The organism is Amycolatopsis sp. cmx-4-61 (assembly GCF_046548775.1).
Lineage (GTDB): Bacteria > Actinomycetota > Actinomycetes > Mycobacteriales > Pseudonocardiaceae > Amycolatopsis.
Window position 1 is genome coordinate 1,354,483 of record NZ_JAEBEI010000001.1, and the last position, 15,376, is coordinate 1,369,858.

General features: G+C 71.4%; 17 protein-coding genes and 2 riboswitches. Of the genes, 10 read left to right on the forward strand and 7 right to left on the reverse strand.

Annotated features, from left to right (window positions below):
• Nucleotides 1–22 precede the first annotated feature (22 nt).
• A complete protein-coding gene (locus tag ACLJOU_RS06670; RefSeq protein ID WP_410564153.1) occupies nt 23–769 on the forward strand; it encodes a hypothetical protein in 747 nt (248 codons plus the stop codon).
• Between the two features lies 1 nt (nt 770).
• On the opposite strand, the gene thiE is transcribed toward ACLJOU_RS06670, so the two are convergent.
• Nucleotides 771–1,430, reverse strand: a complete 660-nt coding sequence (gene thiE / locus ACLJOU_RS06675; RefSeq protein ID WP_410564156.1) for a thiamine phosphate synthase — start codon at nt 1,428–1,430, stop codon at nt 771–773.
• 31 nt (nt 1,431–1,461) lie between these two features.
• Nucleotides 1,462–1,567, forward strand: a riboswitch (TPP riboswitch).
• Here thiE and thiO point away from each other — a divergent pair.
• From thiO to ACLJOU_RS06695, 4 genes are all read left to right on the forward strand, one after another.
• Complete coding sequence (thiO, locus tag ACLJOU_RS06680; RefSeq protein ID WP_410564157.1) at nt 1,561–2,634, forward strand: glycine oxidase ThiO; 1,074 nt, start codon at nt 1,561–1,563, stop codon at nt 2,632–2,634. (Overlaps the previous riboswitch by 7 nt.)
• Nucleotides 2,634–2,834 carry a sulfur carrier protein ThiS gene (thiS, locus tag ACLJOU_RS06685; RefSeq protein ID WP_410564159.1) on the forward strand — a complete coding sequence of 67 codons (201 nt, stop codon included), beginning with the start codon at nt 2,634–2,636 and terminating at the stop codon, nt 2,832–2,834. Before thiO ends, thiS begins: the two co-directional genes overlap by 1 nt.
• 1 nt (nt 2,835) lies before the next feature.
• Nucleotides 2,836–3,594, forward strand: coding sequence for a thiazole synthase (locus tag ACLJOU_RS06690; RefSeq protein WP_410564160.1), 759 nt, complete (start codon nt 2,836–2,838; stop codon nt 3,592–3,594).
• A gap of 160 nt (nt 3,595–3,754) precedes the next feature.
• Nucleotides 3,755–4,180: a MarR family winged helix-turn-helix transcriptional regulator gene (locus ACLJOU_RS06695; protein ID WP_103351229.1), complete on the forward strand. Its 426-nt coding sequence runs from the start codon at nt 3,755–3,757 to the stop codon at nt 4,178–4,180.
• Nucleotides 4,181–4,287: 107 nt separating this feature from the next.
• Here ACLJOU_RS06695 and thiD (ACLJOU_RS06700) read toward each other — a convergent pair whose 3' ends face one another.
• Nucleotides 4,288–5,115 carry a bifunctional hydroxymethylpyrimidine kinase/phosphomethylpyrimidine kinase gene (gene thiD, locus ACLJOU_RS06700; protein WP_410564161.1) on the reverse strand — a complete coding sequence of 276 codons (828 nt, stop codon included), beginning with the start codon at nt 5,113–5,115 and terminating at the stop codon, nt 4,288–4,290.
• A 105-nt stretch (nt 5,116–5,220) separates the two neighbouring features.
• Between thiD (ACLJOU_RS06700) and ACLJOU_RS06705 the strand changes: the two genes are divergently transcribed.
• Nucleotides 5,221–6,231, forward strand: a complete 1,011-nt coding sequence (locus tag ACLJOU_RS06705) for a phosphatidylinositol-specific phospholipase C domain-containing protein (RefSeq protein ID WP_410564162.1) — start codon at nt 5,221–5,223, stop codon at nt 6,229–6,231.
• Here the strand turns inward: ACLJOU_RS06705 and ACLJOU_RS06710 are convergent.
• Nucleotides 6,228–7,151 (reverse strand): NADP-dependent oxidoreductase, encoded by a 924-nt coding sequence (locus ACLJOU_RS06710; protein ID WP_410564164.1) that lies wholly within the window; start codon nt 7,149–7,151, stop codon nt 6,228–6,230. The genes ACLJOU_RS06705 and ACLJOU_RS06710 overlap by 4 nt on opposite strands.
• A gap of 91 nt (nt 7,152–7,242) precedes the next feature.
• On the opposite strand from ACLJOU_RS06710, the gene ACLJOU_RS06715 reads away from it, so the two are divergent.
• Nucleotides 7,243–7,638, forward strand: coding sequence for a winged helix-turn-helix transcriptional regulator (locus ACLJOU_RS06715; protein WP_410564166.1), 396 nt, complete (start codon nt 7,243–7,245; stop codon nt 7,636–7,638).
• Here ACLJOU_RS06715 and thiD (ACLJOU_RS06720) read toward each other — a convergent pair.
• The 3 genes from thiD (ACLJOU_RS06720) to ACLJOU_RS06730 all read right to left on the reverse strand — a co-directional run bounded on the left by thiD (ACLJOU_RS06720) (nt 7,635) and on the right by ACLJOU_RS06730 (nt 11,158).
• The gene (gene thiD, locus ACLJOU_RS06720) at nt 7,635–8,438 is read right to left on the reverse strand and encodes a bifunctional hydroxymethylpyrimidine kinase/phosphomethylpyrimidine kinase (protein WP_410564167.1); all 804 of its coding nucleotides are present in this window, start codon (nt 8,436–8,438) and stop codon (nt 7,635–7,637) included. The two genes, ACLJOU_RS06715 and thiD (ACLJOU_RS06720), sit on opposite strands and share 4 nt — an antisense overlap.
• On the reverse strand, nt 8,435–10,084 hold the full coding sequence (gene thiC / locus ACLJOU_RS06725; protein ID WP_410564169.1) for a phosphomethylpyrimidine synthase ThiC: 1,650 nt from the start codon (nt 10,082–10,084) through the stop codon (nt 8,435–8,437). Before thiC ends, thiD (ACLJOU_RS06720) begins: the two co-directional genes overlap by 4 nt.
• Nucleotides 10,078–10,199: riboswitch (TPP riboswitch) on the reverse strand. It overlaps the preceding gene by 7 nt.
• Before the next feature lie 47 nt (nt 10,200–10,246).
• Nucleotides 10,247–11,158, reverse strand: coding sequence for a S1C family serine protease (locus ACLJOU_RS06730; RefSeq protein WP_410564171.1), 912 nt, complete (start codon nt 11,156–11,158; stop codon nt 10,247–10,249).
• Nucleotides 11,159–11,359: 201 nt separating this feature from the next.
• On the opposite strand from ACLJOU_RS06730, the gene ACLJOU_RS06735 reads away from it, so the two are divergent.
• Complete coding sequence (locus ACLJOU_RS06735; RefSeq protein ID WP_410564172.1) at nt 11,360–13,525, forward strand: glycoside hydrolase family 15 protein; 2,166 nt, start codon at nt 11,360–11,362, stop codon at nt 13,523–13,525.
• Nucleotides 13,526–13,631: 106 nt separating this feature from the next.
• Here ACLJOU_RS06735 and ACLJOU_RS06740 read toward each other — a convergent pair whose 3' ends face one another.
• A complete protein-coding gene (locus ACLJOU_RS06740; protein ID WP_410564174.1) occupies nt 13,632–14,210 on the reverse strand; it encodes a peptide deformylase in 579 nt (192 codons plus the stop codon).
• Nucleotides 14,211–14,365: 155 nt separating this feature from the next.
• On the opposite strand from ACLJOU_RS06740, the gene ACLJOU_RS06745 reads away from it, so the two are divergent.
• Nucleotides 14,366–14,674, forward strand: coding sequence for a DUF3263 domain-containing protein (locus ACLJOU_RS06745; protein ID WP_003101701.1), 309 nt, complete (start codon nt 14,366–14,368; stop codon nt 14,672–14,674).
• Nucleotides 14,671–15,339, forward strand: coding sequence for a LytR C-terminal domain-containing protein (locus tag ACLJOU_RS06750; protein WP_410564176.1), 669 nt, complete (start codon nt 14,671–14,673; stop codon nt 15,337–15,339). The genes ACLJOU_RS06745 and ACLJOU_RS06750 overlap by 4 nt, the downstream gene beginning before the upstream one ends.
• The last annotated feature ends 37 nt before the right edge of the window (nt 15,340–15,376 follow it).

Here is a 15,376-nt window from a genome sequence, read left to right on the forward strand (position 1 = left end):
ACGGACTACGCAGATCGGGATCATGACCAAGGAGAAAACAGCGACAGCGGCAGTTGCATCGGAGGAGAAGGAAGAGAAGCCGGGCCTGCGGATCGCGCAGGTCCTGGCAGCGGCGTTGGCGGCGGTGACCGCGGCGCTGCTCGGTTCGACACTGGGCGTGGCGGGCACGGTGATCGGTGCCGGCGTCGCGAGCGTGGTGTCGACGGTCGGCAGTGAGCTGTACCTGCGCTCGCTGGAGCGCACGCGGCAGGCGGCGCTCAGAGCGCGCCAGCTGGCGACGTCGGGGATCCGGCGACGCGGGCCCGCGGAGGCGTTCCCCGAGATACCCATCACGGACCAGCCGACGGTCCCCCTGGCGAAGCCACCGGCGGCGTCCCGGCTGAAGAAGCTGCGCTGGCCGTTGCTCATCGGCACGAGCGTGGTGGCGTTCGCGGTGGCGATCCTGTCGATGATCGGCGTGGACGCGGCGACGGGCGGCAAGGTCGCGGGCGGCACCGGAGCGGGCGTCGGCAAGATCTTCGGCGGCAGCTCCGGCCAGCAGCGCGAGACGCCGTCGACGACCCCGCCGACCCCGCCGACCTCGGCGAACGACACCCAGGTGTCCCCCACGGAGACGACCCCGACGGAGACGTCGACGGCTCCGGCGACGTCGTCCCGGACGCCGACGCCGACCCCGAGCACCACGGCCGCGCTGCCGTCGACCTCGGCACCGGCCACGACGGCGACCCCGCCGACCAGCAAGGGCGCCGCGCCGACGCCGACGCCCTGACTCAGGGCAGGCGTGCCCGCAGCGCGCGCGCCGCCGCCTCGGGGTCCTCGGCCTCGGTGATCGCCCGGACCACCACGATCCGGGAGGCGCCGGCCTCCAGCACCGAAGGCAGCCGGTCGCCGTCGATGCCGCCGATCGCGAACCACGGGCGGTCCGGGGCCCAGGCCGCCGTCGCCCCGACCAGGTCCAGGCCCGGGGCGGGGCGGCCCGGCTTGGTCGGGGTCGGCCAGCACGGACCCGTGCAGAAGTAGTCCACCCCGGGCTCCGCGGCAGCGGCGAGCGCCTGGTCGAGCGAGTGCGTCGAGCGGCCGATCACGACGTCGTCGCCCAGGATGCGGCGGGCCAGCGGCACCGGGATGTCGTCCTGGCCCAGGTGGAGCACGTCCGCGCCGACCGCCAGCGCCACGTCCGCGCGGTCGTTCACCGACAGCAGGGCGCCGTGCCGGGCGCACGCTTCCGCGAGGACCTCCAGCGCCGCGATCTCGCCGGCCGCCTCCAGGGCGCCGGTCTTGTCGCGCAGCTGGATGATGTCGACGCCGCCGGCGAGGGCCGCGTCGGCGAAGGCGGCCAGGTCGCCGCGGTCCGTGCGGGCGTCCGTGCAGAGGTACAGGCGCGCCGCGTCGAGGCGGGCGCGGATCTTGTCACCGGAGAGGGCGGGCATAGCGGGGACCGTACCCCGCCGGTTAAGGTGGACGTGTCCGCACGGGAGCCCGAGGCACGGGCTGAGAGGGAGCTGCCGCTCCGACCGTGGAACCTGATCCGGGTCATGCCGGCGCAGGGAGCGTGATTCCATGACGAACCTGGCGGTGGTGGGCGGCGGCGTGATCGGCCTCGCCTGTGCGTGGCGCGCCGCCGCGCACGGTCACCACGTCACCCTCTACGACCCCGAACCCGCCCGCGGTGGCGCGTCCTGGCTGGCCGGCGGCATGCTCGCCCCCGTCACCGAGGCCTGGCCCGGCGAGGAGGACGTCCTCCGCCTCGGCGAAGAGTCGCTCAAGCGCTGGCCCGGCTTCGCGCGTGACCTGCAGGAAGAGGGTGTCGATCCCGGCCTGGCCGACCACGGGACGCTCGTCGTCGCCTTCGACAGCGCCGACGCCGGCTACCTGGAGATCCTGGCGGCCCACCTGCGCGACCTCGGCCGCGCGGCCGAGCGGCTCACCGGCCGGGCGGCCAAGCGGCTCGAACCCGGCATCGGATCCGTCCGAAGTGGACTCCACGTGCCCGGTGACCTGGCCGTGGACAACCGGAAACTGCTGCAAGCCCTGTACGACGCCTGCGTCAACCGCCAAGTCCGGTTCCAGCGAGAGCGCGTCGAAGATCTCCCGGACGCCGAAGCCGTCGTGCTCGCCGCCGGCGCCTGGACCGGACGGCTGCACCCGCAGCTCGCCGGCGCCGTCCGCCCGCTCAAGGGCGAGATCCTCCGGCTGAAGCCCCGCCGCGGCTGCCTGCCGCCGCCGCGGCACACCGTCCGGGCCGTGGTCGAGGGCCGCCCGATCTACCTGGTCCCGCGCGGGGACGCCGAAATCGTCCTCGGCGCCACCCAGTACGAGGCCGGCTTCGACCGGGCCGTCACCGCCCGCGGCGTGCGCGAGCTGCTCGACGGCGCCGAACGCGTCTTCCCCGCGATCACCGAGTACGAGCTCACCGAGACCGCCGCCGGCCTGCGCGCCGGCAGCCGGGACGCGCTGCCCTACCTCGGCCTCCTGGACGGCGGTGTCTTCGCCGCGACCGGCCACCACCGCAACGGCCTGTTGATGGCCCCGGTGACCGCGGACGCCGTGGTCGCCTGGCTCGAGGGCGACACGCCGCCGGAAGGCACCGCGGCCGCGTCCCCCGCCCGCCTGCACCAGAAGGAGCACGTGTGATGGAGATCAAGCTCAACGGCCAGTGGACGGCGGTCCCGGACGACGCCACCGTCGCCGACGTCCTCGACACGACCGGCGGCCCGCGGCCCGGGATCGCCGTCGCGGTCGACGGCGTCGTCGTCCGCCGCGCCGACTGGGCCACCACCGCGGTGCCCAAGGGCGCGGTCCTCGACGTGCTCACCGCGGTCCAGGGAGGCTGACGTGGACGAAGCACCGCTGGTCATCGGCACGACCAAGCTGACGTCCCGGCTGATCATCGGCACCGGCGGCGCGGCCAACCTCGCCGTGCTCGAACGCGCGCTGGTGGCGTCCGGCACCGAGCTGACCACCGTCGCCATGCGCCGCGCCGACGCCGAAGGCGGCTCCGGCGTCCTCGAGCTCCTCAAGCGGCTCGGCATCGAGCTGCTGCCGAACACCGCGGGCTGCCGGACGGCGGCCGAGGCCGTGCTCACCGCGCAGCTCGCGCGCGAGGCGCTGGAAACCGACCTGGTCAAGCTCGAGGTGCACGCCGACGACCGGACGCTGCTGCCGGAGCCGTTCGAGACCCTCGACGCCGCCGAACGGCTGGCCGCCGACGGGTTCACCGTGTTCGCCTACACGAACGACGACCCGGTGCTCGCGCTGCGCCTGGAGGAGGCCGGCTGCGCCGCGGTGATGCCGCTCGGGGCGCCCATCGGCACCGGCCTCGGCATTCGGAATCCGCACAACATCGAGCTGATCGTTTCGCGGGCGGGCGTCCCGGTGATCCTGGACGCCGGAATCGGCACGGCGTCGGACGCGACGCTGGCGATGGAGCTCGGCTGCGACGCCGTCCTGCTGTCCACGGCCGTCACCCGGGCGGCCGATCCGGAGCGGATGGCCGCGGCGATGCGGGCGGGTGTCGTCGCCGGCCGGTTGGCCCGCGAGGCCGGGCGCGTGCCGCAGCGCTTCTGGGCGCAGGCGTCGAGTCCACCGCGGTGAACTGCGGCTTTTCGGGGGCTCGGGGTGGCGCAGCTCCCGGTCCTGGGCGGAGCCCCGTTATAACGCAGTGTGGCTTAACGCCGAGTGTGCACCGCGAGCCCGTAAGGTGGACGGCACTTTCCGGCGCACCCGCGGCCGGGCAGGGCAGAAGGAGCCAGCCGTGACCACATCGGTTCAGGACACCTCGGGCAGGTTGTACCTCGCCGTCGGCAGGCTGTCCCGGTCCCTGCGCCAAGCCGGCGTGCCCGGGCCGGGCCACGGCGCCATCTCGGCGCTGGCGACGCTGGTACACGCCGGCCAGCTCCGGCTCGGCGACCTCGCGGCCAAGGAGGGCGTGGCCGCGGCGACGATGTCGCGGATCATCGCGTCGCTGGTCGAGGCCGGGTACGTCAGCCGGGAGTCCGACCCGGTCGACCGCCGCGCGTGGCTCGCGAAGGCGACCGAGGAGGGCGAGCGGCTGGTCTCCGGCGTCCGGTCGACGCGGGTCCAGGAGCTCAACCGGCGTCTCGACCGGCTCTCGCCGGAACACCGCGAAGCGCTGACGGCGGCGATCCCGGCGCTCGAGGCCCTGATCGCGGACGACTGAGCCGCCTGCTGCCGCAGTCCGGCGAGCTCAGCGCTCAGGGCGCGGAGCTCGTCGAGGATGCGCTGGTCAAGGAAAAATCGAACGCAGGGATGTAGCGCGACGCGTGGTCAGCGCTCCTCGGGAGCCAGCCGCCAGAAGGCCGAAACCGGGCCGACCTTCGCGCCCATCGGGTACGCGTGCTCGACGGCGTGGGAGACGAACCACTTGCCGTACCGCGCGGCCTCGACCACGGACATGCCCTTGGCCAGGCCCGCCGTGAGCGCCGACGCCATCGTGTCGCCCGCGCCGTGCGTGTGCGGGGTCGAGTACCGCTTGCCCGGCAGCTCCACGAACGTCGAGCCGTCGAACAGGAGGTCCACGCACTCCGGGTCGGCCTGCAGGTGGCCGCTCTTGACCAGGACGTACCGCGGGCCCATCCGGTGCAGCACCACCGCCGCGGTGTGCATGCCTTCGCGGTCGGTCACGGTCATCCCGGTCAGCAGCCGGACTTCGTCGAGGTTCGGCGTCAGCACCGTCGCGCGCGGCAGCAGCTCGTCGCGCAGGGCGTGGAGCCCCGCCTCGTCGAACAGCGGGTGCCCGTGCATCGACGCCGCGACCGGGTCGACGACGAACGGGATCTGTTCGTCCCGCCCGATGCCCGCCTTGTCGCACGCCGCGGCGACGGCGTGGATGATCTCGGCCGAGGCCAGCATGCCGGTCTTCGCCGCGCCGACGCCCATGTCCGCCGCCACGGCCTCGATCTGCCCGGCCACGATGTGCGGCGGCAGATCGGCGCGGTCGTGCACGCCCAGGGTGTTCTGCACGGTGACGGCGGTGACCGCGACGAGCCCGTGCACGCCGCAGGTCAGGAAGGTGCGCAGGTCCGCCTGCAGCCCGGCGGCGCCGCCGGAGTCCGACCCGGCGATGGTCAGCGCAGAGGGAGGGCTCGTGGTCATGGTGGTTTCCCGACTTCTGGTCTAGGCCAATCAGCCTCTTTTGCTTCATCAACAGTCAACCACGGTGGGACATTGTGAACGTTACTCACGTTCGAAGGAGCCTGGATGAAGCTCTTCTCGGTGGCACTCCTCACGGCCGCGCTTACGCTCTCCGGGGCGACCGCCGCCAACGCCGACAGTCCCAAGCTGTCCCACGTCACGACCGTCGGCGTGCACAACACCTACGACCCGGCGGCCTACGGCTACCTGGCCCAGGCGCTCGACGCCGGCTCGTCGCTGATCGAGCTCGACGTCTGGCCGGACTTCATCACCCACGAGTGGAAGGTCAGCCACTCGAACCCGTTGGGGAACAACAACAACTGCGTCGCCGCGACCTCGGCGTCGCAGCTGTACAGCGGGGGCAAGAACAAGAACCTGGAGTACTGCCTCGACGACATCCGGATCTGGCTGGCCGCCCACCCCGGCCACCCGCCGCTCACGCTCAAGATCGAGATGAAGACCGGCTTCTCCGACAACAACGGCCTCGGCCCGGACGAGCTGGACGCGACGTTCCGCGCGCACCTCGGCAGCGTCGCCTTCCGCCCCTCCGAGCTGCTCGGCGGGTACGCCACGCTCGACGACGCGGCCAAGGCGGACAACTGGCCGTCCGTGGACGCGCTGCGGGGCCGGGTGCTCACCGAGATCATCCCGGGCACGGTCGAGGAGCAGAACCCGACGGACACGCTGCACACCGACGTCGAGTACGCCCGGTACCTGGTGGGCCTGAAGAACGCGGGCAAGCTCGGCGACGCGAACATCTTCCCGACCGTGCACGGCGCGGCCGGCGGTGACCCGCGGGACAAGTACACCGCCGACCTCAAGCCGTGGTTCGTCGTCTTCGACGGCGACGCGAACGCGTGGGTGACCCAGACCGGGCCGTGGTGGTACGACGCCAACCACTACTACGTCGTGATGACCGACGGGCAGAACGTGGCGCCGGCCATCGACGCCCACAACCCGACGGTCGACCAGGCCAACCAGCGCGTCGCCGACCTGGCGAAGCAGCACGCGTCGGTGGTCACCGCGGACTGGACCGGGCTCACGACGGTGCTGCCCCAGGTGCTCGCGCGGGGCTAGACGGTCAGCACGAGCTTGCCGGACACCCGGCCCGCTTCGCCCAGCTCGTGCGCCTTGGCCACGTCCTCCAGCGGGAAGGTCCGCTCGACGCGGACCTTCAGCTGACCGGCCTCGACCAGCTCGACGAGGCCGGTCAGCCCGCCGAGGTCCGGTTCCACGAGGATCCGCCGAGTGCGCACGTTCCGCGCCTCGGCGGCCTTCTCGATCCGATCGCCGACCCCGCTGGGCACGCCGATGAGCAGGCCGCCCTCCTTGATCGCGGGCAGCCAGCGCAGGTCGCTGTCCTCGCCGACGAGTCCGAAGTAGACGTCCACATCGGACGCCGTCGCGGTTTCGTCGTGGTAGTCGATCGGCTCGTCGACGCCGAGCTCGCGCAGGAAGTCGTGCTTCTTCGCGCTGGCGGTGCCGATGACGTGCGCGCCGCGCGCCTTGGCGATCTGCACGGCGAGGTGCCCGACCCCGCCCGCGGCGGCGTCGACGAACACCCGCTGTCCCGCGTGGACGTTCGCGACGTCGACCAGGCCCTGCCAGGCGGTCAGCCCGGCCAGCGGCAACGCGGCGGCCTCGGCGAACGACAGCCCGGCGGGCTTGCGCACGAACTGGCGCGAGGGCGCGGTGACGTACTCGGCGTAGGCGTTGGCCGGGCGCGGGAACCACGGCATGCCGAGGACTTCGTCGCCCTTTTCGACACCGGTCGCGCCGAAGCCGGTCTCTTCGACGACGCCGGCGACGTCCCAGCCGACGGTGAACGGCGGCTCGCCGAGGAACCCGCCGCCACGCCGGACCTTCCAGTCGACCGGGTTGATCCCGGCGGCGTGTACCCGCACCAGGACCTCCGTCGGCCCGGGGTCGGGGCGCGGTGCCTCGGTCACGCGGAGCACCTCCGGTCCACCGAGGGCCTGCTGGGTCACGATGCGCATTGCTTCACTCCTTCGTCGTGGGGGGCGCCTCCATCCTCGGGTCGTTCGTCACTTTTCGCCAGAAGGCACTTTCCCGTAAAGTAGGTACCTGATGGATACCACCTGCGACCAGGGCGGACCCTGGGATGTGTACCTGCGCAACTGCCCGTGCCGGGACGTGCTGGACCTGCTGGCCAACAAGTGGACGGCCCTGGTCCTGGGCGCGCTGGCCCGCGGCCCGCACCGCTTCGGCGAGCTGCGCCGCGCGGTGGACGGCATCAGCCAGAAGATGCTGACCCAGAACCTCCGCCAGCTGGAGCGCGACGGCTTCGTGACGCGCACGGTGTACCCGACCACGCCGCCGACGGTGGAGTACGCGCTGACGGAGATGGGCGCCGAGGTGGGCGCGCACCTGATCGCGCTGAGCACGTGGTCGCAGGCGAACTTCGACCGCATCCGCACGGCCCGCGAGCAGTACGACGGCCGCGAGCTGCAGCCGGTCCGTTAGCTCTTGCCCAGCACCCAGAACGGCGAAACCGGCCCCACGCCAGCACCCAGCGGGTAAGCCTCCGCGACGCAGCGCTCGATGAACTTCTTCCCGGCCGCCACGGCGTCCGGGACCGAGGCGCCCTTCGCCAGGGCCGCCGTGATCGCCGAGGCCATGGTGTCGCCGCCGCCGTGGGTGTTGTCCGTCGCGTACCTCGGACCGGTCAGCTCGACGTAGGAACTGCCGTCCGTCAGCAGGTCGACGCACTCGGTCGTGCCCTGCATGTGGCCGCCCTTCACCAGGACCCACCGCGAGCCGAACTCCAGCAGCGCGTCGGCCGCCGCTCGCTGGGAAGCGGAATCGACCACCGAAACCCCGGTCAGCAAGCGGACCTCGTCCAGGTTCGGGGTGATCAGCGTCGCCCGCGGGAACAGCTCCGTGCGGATCGCCTCCAGGGCGTCCTCGCGCAGCAGCGAGTGGCCCGTCATCGACGCCGCCACCGGGTCGACCACCAGCGGGAAGCCGGACTCGAGCTCGTCCAGGGTCTTCGCCACCGCGCGGATGATCTCCGCCGTGGCCAGCATCCCCGTCTTCGCCGCGTCGACGCCCATGTCCGAGGCCACCGCCTTGATCTGCGCGGTGACCACGTCGGCCGGGATCTCGGTGAACCCCTGCACGCCCAGGGAGTTCTGCACGGTGACCGCCGTCAAGGCGACCAAACCGTGGACCCCGTTCGCGAAGAACGTGCGCAGGTCCGCCTGGATGCCCGCACCACCGCCGGAGTCGGACCCGGCGATGGTGAGGGCGGTCTTCGGTGTCACGGCCGGACCACCGGCAGGTAGACCTGGCCGCCGGACCCGGTGAACTCCGCCGACTTCGACGCCATGCCGGCCTCGATCGCTTCCACAGTGGACAGGCCGTGCTCCTCGGCGTACTTGCGGACGTCCTGAGTGATCCGCATCGAGCAGAACTTCGGGCCGCACATCGAGCAGAAGTGCGCGGTCTTGGCCGGCTCGGCGGGCAGGGTCTCGTCGTGGAACGAGCGCGCGGTGTCCGGGTCCAGCGAGAGGTTGAACTGGTCGTTCCAGCGGAACTCGAACCGCGCCTTCGACAGCTCGTCGTCCCACTCCTGCGCGTACTCGTGCCCCTTGGCCAGGTCCGCGGCGTGCGCGGCGATCTTGTACGTGATCACCCCGGTCTTGACGTCGTCTCGGTTCGGCAGCCCGAGGTGTTCCTTCGGCGTCACGTAACACAGCATCGCCGTGCCGTACCAGCCGATCTGCGCCGCGCCGATGGCCGACGTGATGTGGTCGTACGCCGGCGCGATGTCCGTCGCGAGTGGACCGAGGGTGTAGAACGGTGCCTCGCCGCAGAGCTTTTCCTCGAGCTCGACGTTCTCCTTGATCTTGTGCATGGGCACGTGACCCGGGCCCTCGATCATCACCTGGACGTCGTGCGAACGCGCGAGGTGCGTCAGCTCGCCGAGGGTTTCGAGCTCGGCGAACTGGGCGCGGTCGTTGGCGTCCGCAATGGACCCCGGGCGCAGGCCATCGCCGAGGGAGAACGTGACGTCGTACTGCCGCAGGATCTCGCAGAGTTCCTCGAAGTGCGTGTACAGAAAGGACTCCTGGTGGTGCGCGAGGCACCACGCGGCCATGATCGAGCCGCCGCGGCTGACGATGCCGGTGACGCGCCGGGCGGTCAGCGGGATGTAGCGCAGCAGCACGCCGGCGTGCACGGTGACGTAGTCGACGCCCTGTTCGCACTGCTCGACGATCGTGTCGCGGTAGACCTCCCACGACAGCTTTTCCGGCTCCCCGTTGACCTTCTCGAGCGCCTGGTAGATCGGCACGGTGCCGACCGGCACCGGCGAATTGCGAATGATCCACTCCCGCGTCTCGTGGATCCGCTTGCCGGTGGAGAGGTCCATGATCGTGTCGGCACCCCAGCGGGTGGCCCACACCATCTTGTCGACCTCTTCCTCGACCGACGACCAGACGGCCGAGTTGCCCATGTTGGCGTTGATCTTCACGAGGAAGTTCTTGCCGATGATCATCGGCTCGGACTCCGGGTGCTTGCGGTTGGCCGGGATCACCGCGCGGCCGCGGGCGACCTCGTCGCGCACGAACTCGGGAGAAACCCGCTCACGTGCGGCGACGTACTCCATTTCCCGCGTGATGACACCCTGTTTGGCCCAGCCGAGCTGGGTGTTGTGCTCGCGCCCGTCGGCCCAGCCGGTGCGCAGCCGGTGAAGTCCACTGTGGACGTCGATCGAAGCTTCGGGATCGGTGTACGGGCCCGAAGTGTCGTAGACGTCGAAGTGTTCACCGTTGGACAGCTCGATCCGGCGCGCGGGCACCCGCAGCCCCGATTCGGTCTGGTGGTACACCTTGCGCGAGCCGGTGATCGGCCCGGTCGTGACGGAGAGGTCTTGCTTTTGGGCAGCAGAGTTTTCCAGCGTCGTCAACGACTTTCACTCCCTACGCCGGCATTACCCGGTCAGGTTCATGCGGTCGGTGACGCCTGCGAAACGCAAGTCACCCTCTCAGCCCGCCATGGCGCGAGCTCCCGCGTTGGTGTTGTACCCCGACCATGCCACGCCGGAGCCGCAGACTCAAGTCCGCTCACCTCACCCGACCAATTCGGCCGGGGTGGCGTAGACGTCGACCATGGCTCCGTTGCGCAGCACGGTGATCGGCAGTGCGGTGCCGATCACTTCCGCGAACAGCTGCCGCTGGATGCCCTGGGCGTCCGAGACACGCGTGCGCCCGACAGTCAGCACGAGGTCACCGGCCCGCAGGCCGGCCCGGTCCGCGGGACCGCCGGACACGACTTCGTGCACCCGCAGCCCGGCGCTCTGCCCGGTGCGCCCGGCGACGTCGTCCGGCAGCGGCGCGGGCACGCCGACGACACCGAGGTACGCGCGCCGCACCCGGCCCTCGACGAGGAGTGTGTCGATGATCCGCCGCGTCGTCGTGTTGATCGGCACGGCAAGCCCGAGGCCGATCCCGGCGACGGCGGTGTTGACGCCGACGACCCGGCCGGCGGAGTCGGCGAGCGCGCCGCCGGAGTTGCCGGGGTTGAGCGCGGCGTCGGTCTGGATGACGTCCTCGATCACGCGAGTGGTGCGCCCCTGCCGCACCGGCAGCGCCCGCCCGAGCGCGCTGACGACCCCGGCGGTGACGGTCCCGGAGAAGCCGAGCGGGTTCCCGACGGCGACGACGAGCTGCCCGACGACGAGCCGGTCGGCGTCCCCGAGTTGGGCGGCCGCCGGCGTCCCGCCCCGGGCCCGCAGCACGGCGAGGTCGGACAGCGGATCGGCGCCGACGACGTCGAAGGGAACTTCGCTGCCGTCGGCGAAAGTGGCGACCCCGCGCCGGTGGTCGCTGACGACGTGGGCGTTGGTGAGCAGGTGCCCGTCGTCGGTGAAGACGACGGCTGAGCCGCTGCCGCGCGCGAGCTGCACCCCGGCGACGTGCGGGGTGACGGTCCGGGCGACCGTGCTCACCGCGCGCGAGTAGGCGTCCATCGCGTCGTCCATGCGTACCTCGATTACAGCTTTGCAGGTACTACAAGTGTGCGCCGGTCGACGGGGGAAGTCCGTTCGCTGTCCGTGAACCGGTTCACCGGACCAGTGACGGTCGGTGGTTCACCGGATCGGCTCATGCGCCGGTGAAGGATCGGCGGCAGACTCCCAAGTCGCTTCTGTAACGGTGCAGAAGCGATCTTCTGTGGGGTTGATATGCGAAAACTCATCTTCGGCGCCCTCGCCGGGCTGCTGGTCACCGGCCTGATCCCGGCGACCGCGGTGGCCCAGGGCGAGGCTCCCGGCGCGCCCGGGAGCCATCCCAGCTGGCTGCCCGCGAACAAGACCGGCTTCGGGACCGCGCACGACCGGTCGAGCAACGTCTGGTTCACCCTCCAGGGCGGCCAGCTGTCCGAGGTCTACTACCCGGACCTGTCGACGCCCAGCGTCCGCTCCCTGAACTTCGTCGTCACCGACGGCCGCAGCTTCGCCGTCGCGGACCACACGGCGAAGTCCCAGCAGGTCCGGCGGACCGACGACGACAGTCTCACCTACGAGCAGACCATCACCGACGACCAGCACCGCTGGCGCATCCGCAAGACCTACGTCACCGACCCGGCCGCCACGACCGTGCTGGTGGACGTCGACTTCCAGTCGCTCACCGGGCGCCCCTACCAGCTCTACGCGGTCGCCGACCCGGACCTCACCAACGACGGTTCCGACGACTCGGCCGCCCGCGCCGGTGACGCCGTCACCGCGCAGGACGCCGCGAACGCCGCCGCCCTCACCGCGCAACCCGCGTTCGCGAAGACGAGCGTCGGCTACGCGGGCGCGTCCGACGGGAACACGCAGCTCGCCAAGACCTTCAAGCTGACCTCCTACGACACCGCCGCCAAGGGCAACGTCGTGCTCACCGGGCAGACGACCGCCGACGGTCTCCGCGACCGGCACGTCACCCTCGCCCTCGGCATGGGCGCGAAGGCCGCCGACGCGCTGAAGAGCGCGCAGGCGTCACAGCGCCGCGGGGTCCGCGACATCACGCGCGCCTACGACCGCGGCTGGCGCCAGTACCTGCGCGGGATCGGCAAGCCGCCGGCGTCGCTGAAGACCGACGCCGAGCGCGACCTCTACAAGGCGTCGATGCTGACGCTCGCCGCGAGCGAGGACAAGCACCACCCGGGTGCCTTCATCGCGTCGCCGAGCATGCCGTGGCGGTTCGGCAACAACGACCCGGAGTGGTCGCCGTCCGGCACCTACCACCTCGTCTGGCCGCGTGATCTCTACCAGATCGCGACCGGCCTGGCCGCCGGCGGCGACAAGGCGGCCGCGAACCGGGCGGTGTCGTACATGTTCGGCACGCAGCAGCAGGCCGACGGGCACATGCCGCAGAACAGCCGGGTCGACGGCGTCCCGTACTGGACGTCGATCCAGCTCGACGAGACCGCGTTCCCGATCGTGCTGGCCCAGCAGCTCGGCCGCACCGACCTGTGGCCCGGCGTCCGGAAGGCCGCCGACTTCATCCTGGGTTACCGCGGGCCGAACGGGCAGCCGTCGCCGTACACCCAGCAGGAGCGCTGGGAGGAGCAGGACGGCTGGTCCCCGTCGACCATCGCCTCGGTGATCGCCGGGCTCGTCTGCGCCGCGGACATCGCCACGCACAACGGCGCCCCGGCCGACGCGGCCCGGTACCTCGCCGCGGCCGACAAGATGAAGGCCGACCTGCCCAAGCAGACGATCACCACGAACGGGCCGCTGTCGAAGGACCCGTACTTCGTCCGGCTGACCAAGGACGCGAACGCGAACAACGGGACGACGTACAACCTCGGCAACTCGAGCGTGACGATGGACCAGCGCGCGGTCACCGACGCGGGCTTCCTCGACCTGGTCCGGCTCGGCGTCTACCGCGCCGACGACCCGGTGATCCGCAACAGCATCCGGGTGACCGACTCCGACATCGCGTTCACCACGCCGACCGGCCAGTTCTGGCACCGCTACACCAAGGACGGCTACGGCGAGCAGGCCGACGGCTCGCCGTGGGACTACACGTTCCCGGCGGAGAGCCGCACGACGTTCGGCCGGCTGTGGCCGCTGCTCGCCGGCGAGCGCGGGGAGTACGAGCTGACGCTCGGCGATCCGGCGTCGGCCGCACGGCGGCTGCGTGACCTCGGCCGGGTGAGCAGCTCGGCGGAGACCATGCCGGAGCAGGTGTGGGACGAGAACCCGCCGTCGGGCCAGACCGGCTTCCCGGCCGGCACGCCGAACACGTCGGCGACCCCGCTGGCCTGGACGCACGCCCAGTACGTCCGCCTCGCCTGGGACGTCCAGGCGGGCTCGGTCCTGGAGACGCCGAAGGTGGTCCGCTGCCACTTCCTCGGCTGCTGAGTCCCAAGCGCCCCAATGTGGCCTTCGGTGCGTCAGACGCACCGAAGGCCGCCTTGGGTGCGTGAGACGCAACCAAGGCCGCCTTGGGGCGCTTGGGGACGGGCGGTCAGATGACGGCGCCGTCGTCCTCGGGGGTCTTCGGCGGGAGCCACGAGTTGCCCGGGACGCCCCACTTGTTGTGCTTCAACATCTTCTTCGCCGCGCGCGCGTGCCGGCCGACCAGGCGGTCCAGGTAGATGTACCCGTCCAGGTGATCGGTCTCGTGCTGCAGGCAGCGCGCGAAGTAGCCGGTGCCCTCGACCTCGATCGGGGTGCCGTCGACGTCGAAGCCGGTCACCTTCGCCCACTTGGCCCGGCCCGTCGGGTACGACTCGCCGGGCGCCGAGAGGCAGCCCTCCCAGTCGTCGTCCGGGTCCGGCATGGTCTCCGGGATCTCCGACGTCTCGAGCTTCGGATTGACGACGACGCCCTTGTGCCGCACGCCCTCGTCGTCCGGGCAGTCGTAGACGAACACGCGCAGGTCGAGGCCGATCTGGTTGGCCGCGAGGCCGACGCCCTCGGCGGCGTACATCGTCTCGAACATGTCGTCCACGAGCGTGCGCAGCTTCTCGTCGTACTCGGTGATCTCCCGAGTCGGCTGGTGCAGCACGGGCTCGCCGGCGATAACGATGGGGTGGATGGTCACGGCGAGCCAGTTTAGTCGGACCCCTCTGGTAGACCTGCATCAGACCGTGACGCGCCGACGTCGATGCCCACGTCGGCGGTGGCTTCCGTGGTTGAATGGCGCCCGCGGAAGAGCTAGGTCTGATTCGCCATGACGCCCGATTGAGAGGGACTCGGATGGACGCCGCGGAGTCGATGGCTGAGCCGCAGCCGTCGCCGCCGAAGCCCGTGCCCGGCCTGACCGAACGCGAGGTCGAGATCCTCGCCTTCGAGCGCCAGTGGTGGCGGCACGCCGGGGCGAAGGAGAACGCCATCCGCGAACGCTTCGACTTGTCTGCGACGCGCTACTACCAGCTGCTCAACAAGCTGCTGGAGAAGCCGGAGGCGATCGAAGCCGACCCGATGCTGGTGAAGCGGCTGCGCAAGACCCGCGCCGCCCGCCAGCGCAAGCGAGGCGCCCGGCGACTGGGGATCGAGCTGAAATGAGTGTGTTTTCCGGAATGTCCCGGCCGATGAAGGCCGCCGGCGTCGCGTTGATCGGGGTGGCGATCATCGCCGCCGTGATCGGCGGGATCACCGCGCTCGGCGGGGGCGAAGGATCGAACGAAGCCGGGCCGAGCGGCACGTCGACGCAGCCGGGGACGTCCTCGGCGCCGTCTTCGGGCAGTTCTTCGACGGCGCCGTCGTCGTCCTCGGCGTCGACGGGCGCTTCCTCGCCCGCGCCGCCGTCGCCGAGCTCACCGGCGCCCGGCCAGCCGACGTCGGCCGGCCCGGGGCAACCCGGTCAGCCGGGGCAGCCCGGTCAACCCGGGCAGCCCGGTCAGCCGGGCGGTGACCAGCAGGCGTCCAACAAGTGGGTGACCGTCCGGGTGTTCAACAACTCGACGATCAAGGGCCTGGCCGACCGGGCGGCCGATGACTTCCGCGGCGCCGGCTGGAACGTCAACGAGGTCGGCAACTACTCCCAGGGCATCATCCCGACGACGACGGCCTACTTCCGGCCGGGCACCGACGAGGAAGCCGCCGCCAAGCAGCTGGCGCAGGAGTTCGGCATCAAGGCCGAGCCGCGCTTCGAGGGCATCCAGAGCGCGAGCCCCGGCGTGATAGTGATCGTGACGAAGGAGTACCAGGGCGCCCACAAGGGCAGCTGAGCTCCGGACCGGAACGGCCGTCACCCCCCGCGGGGTG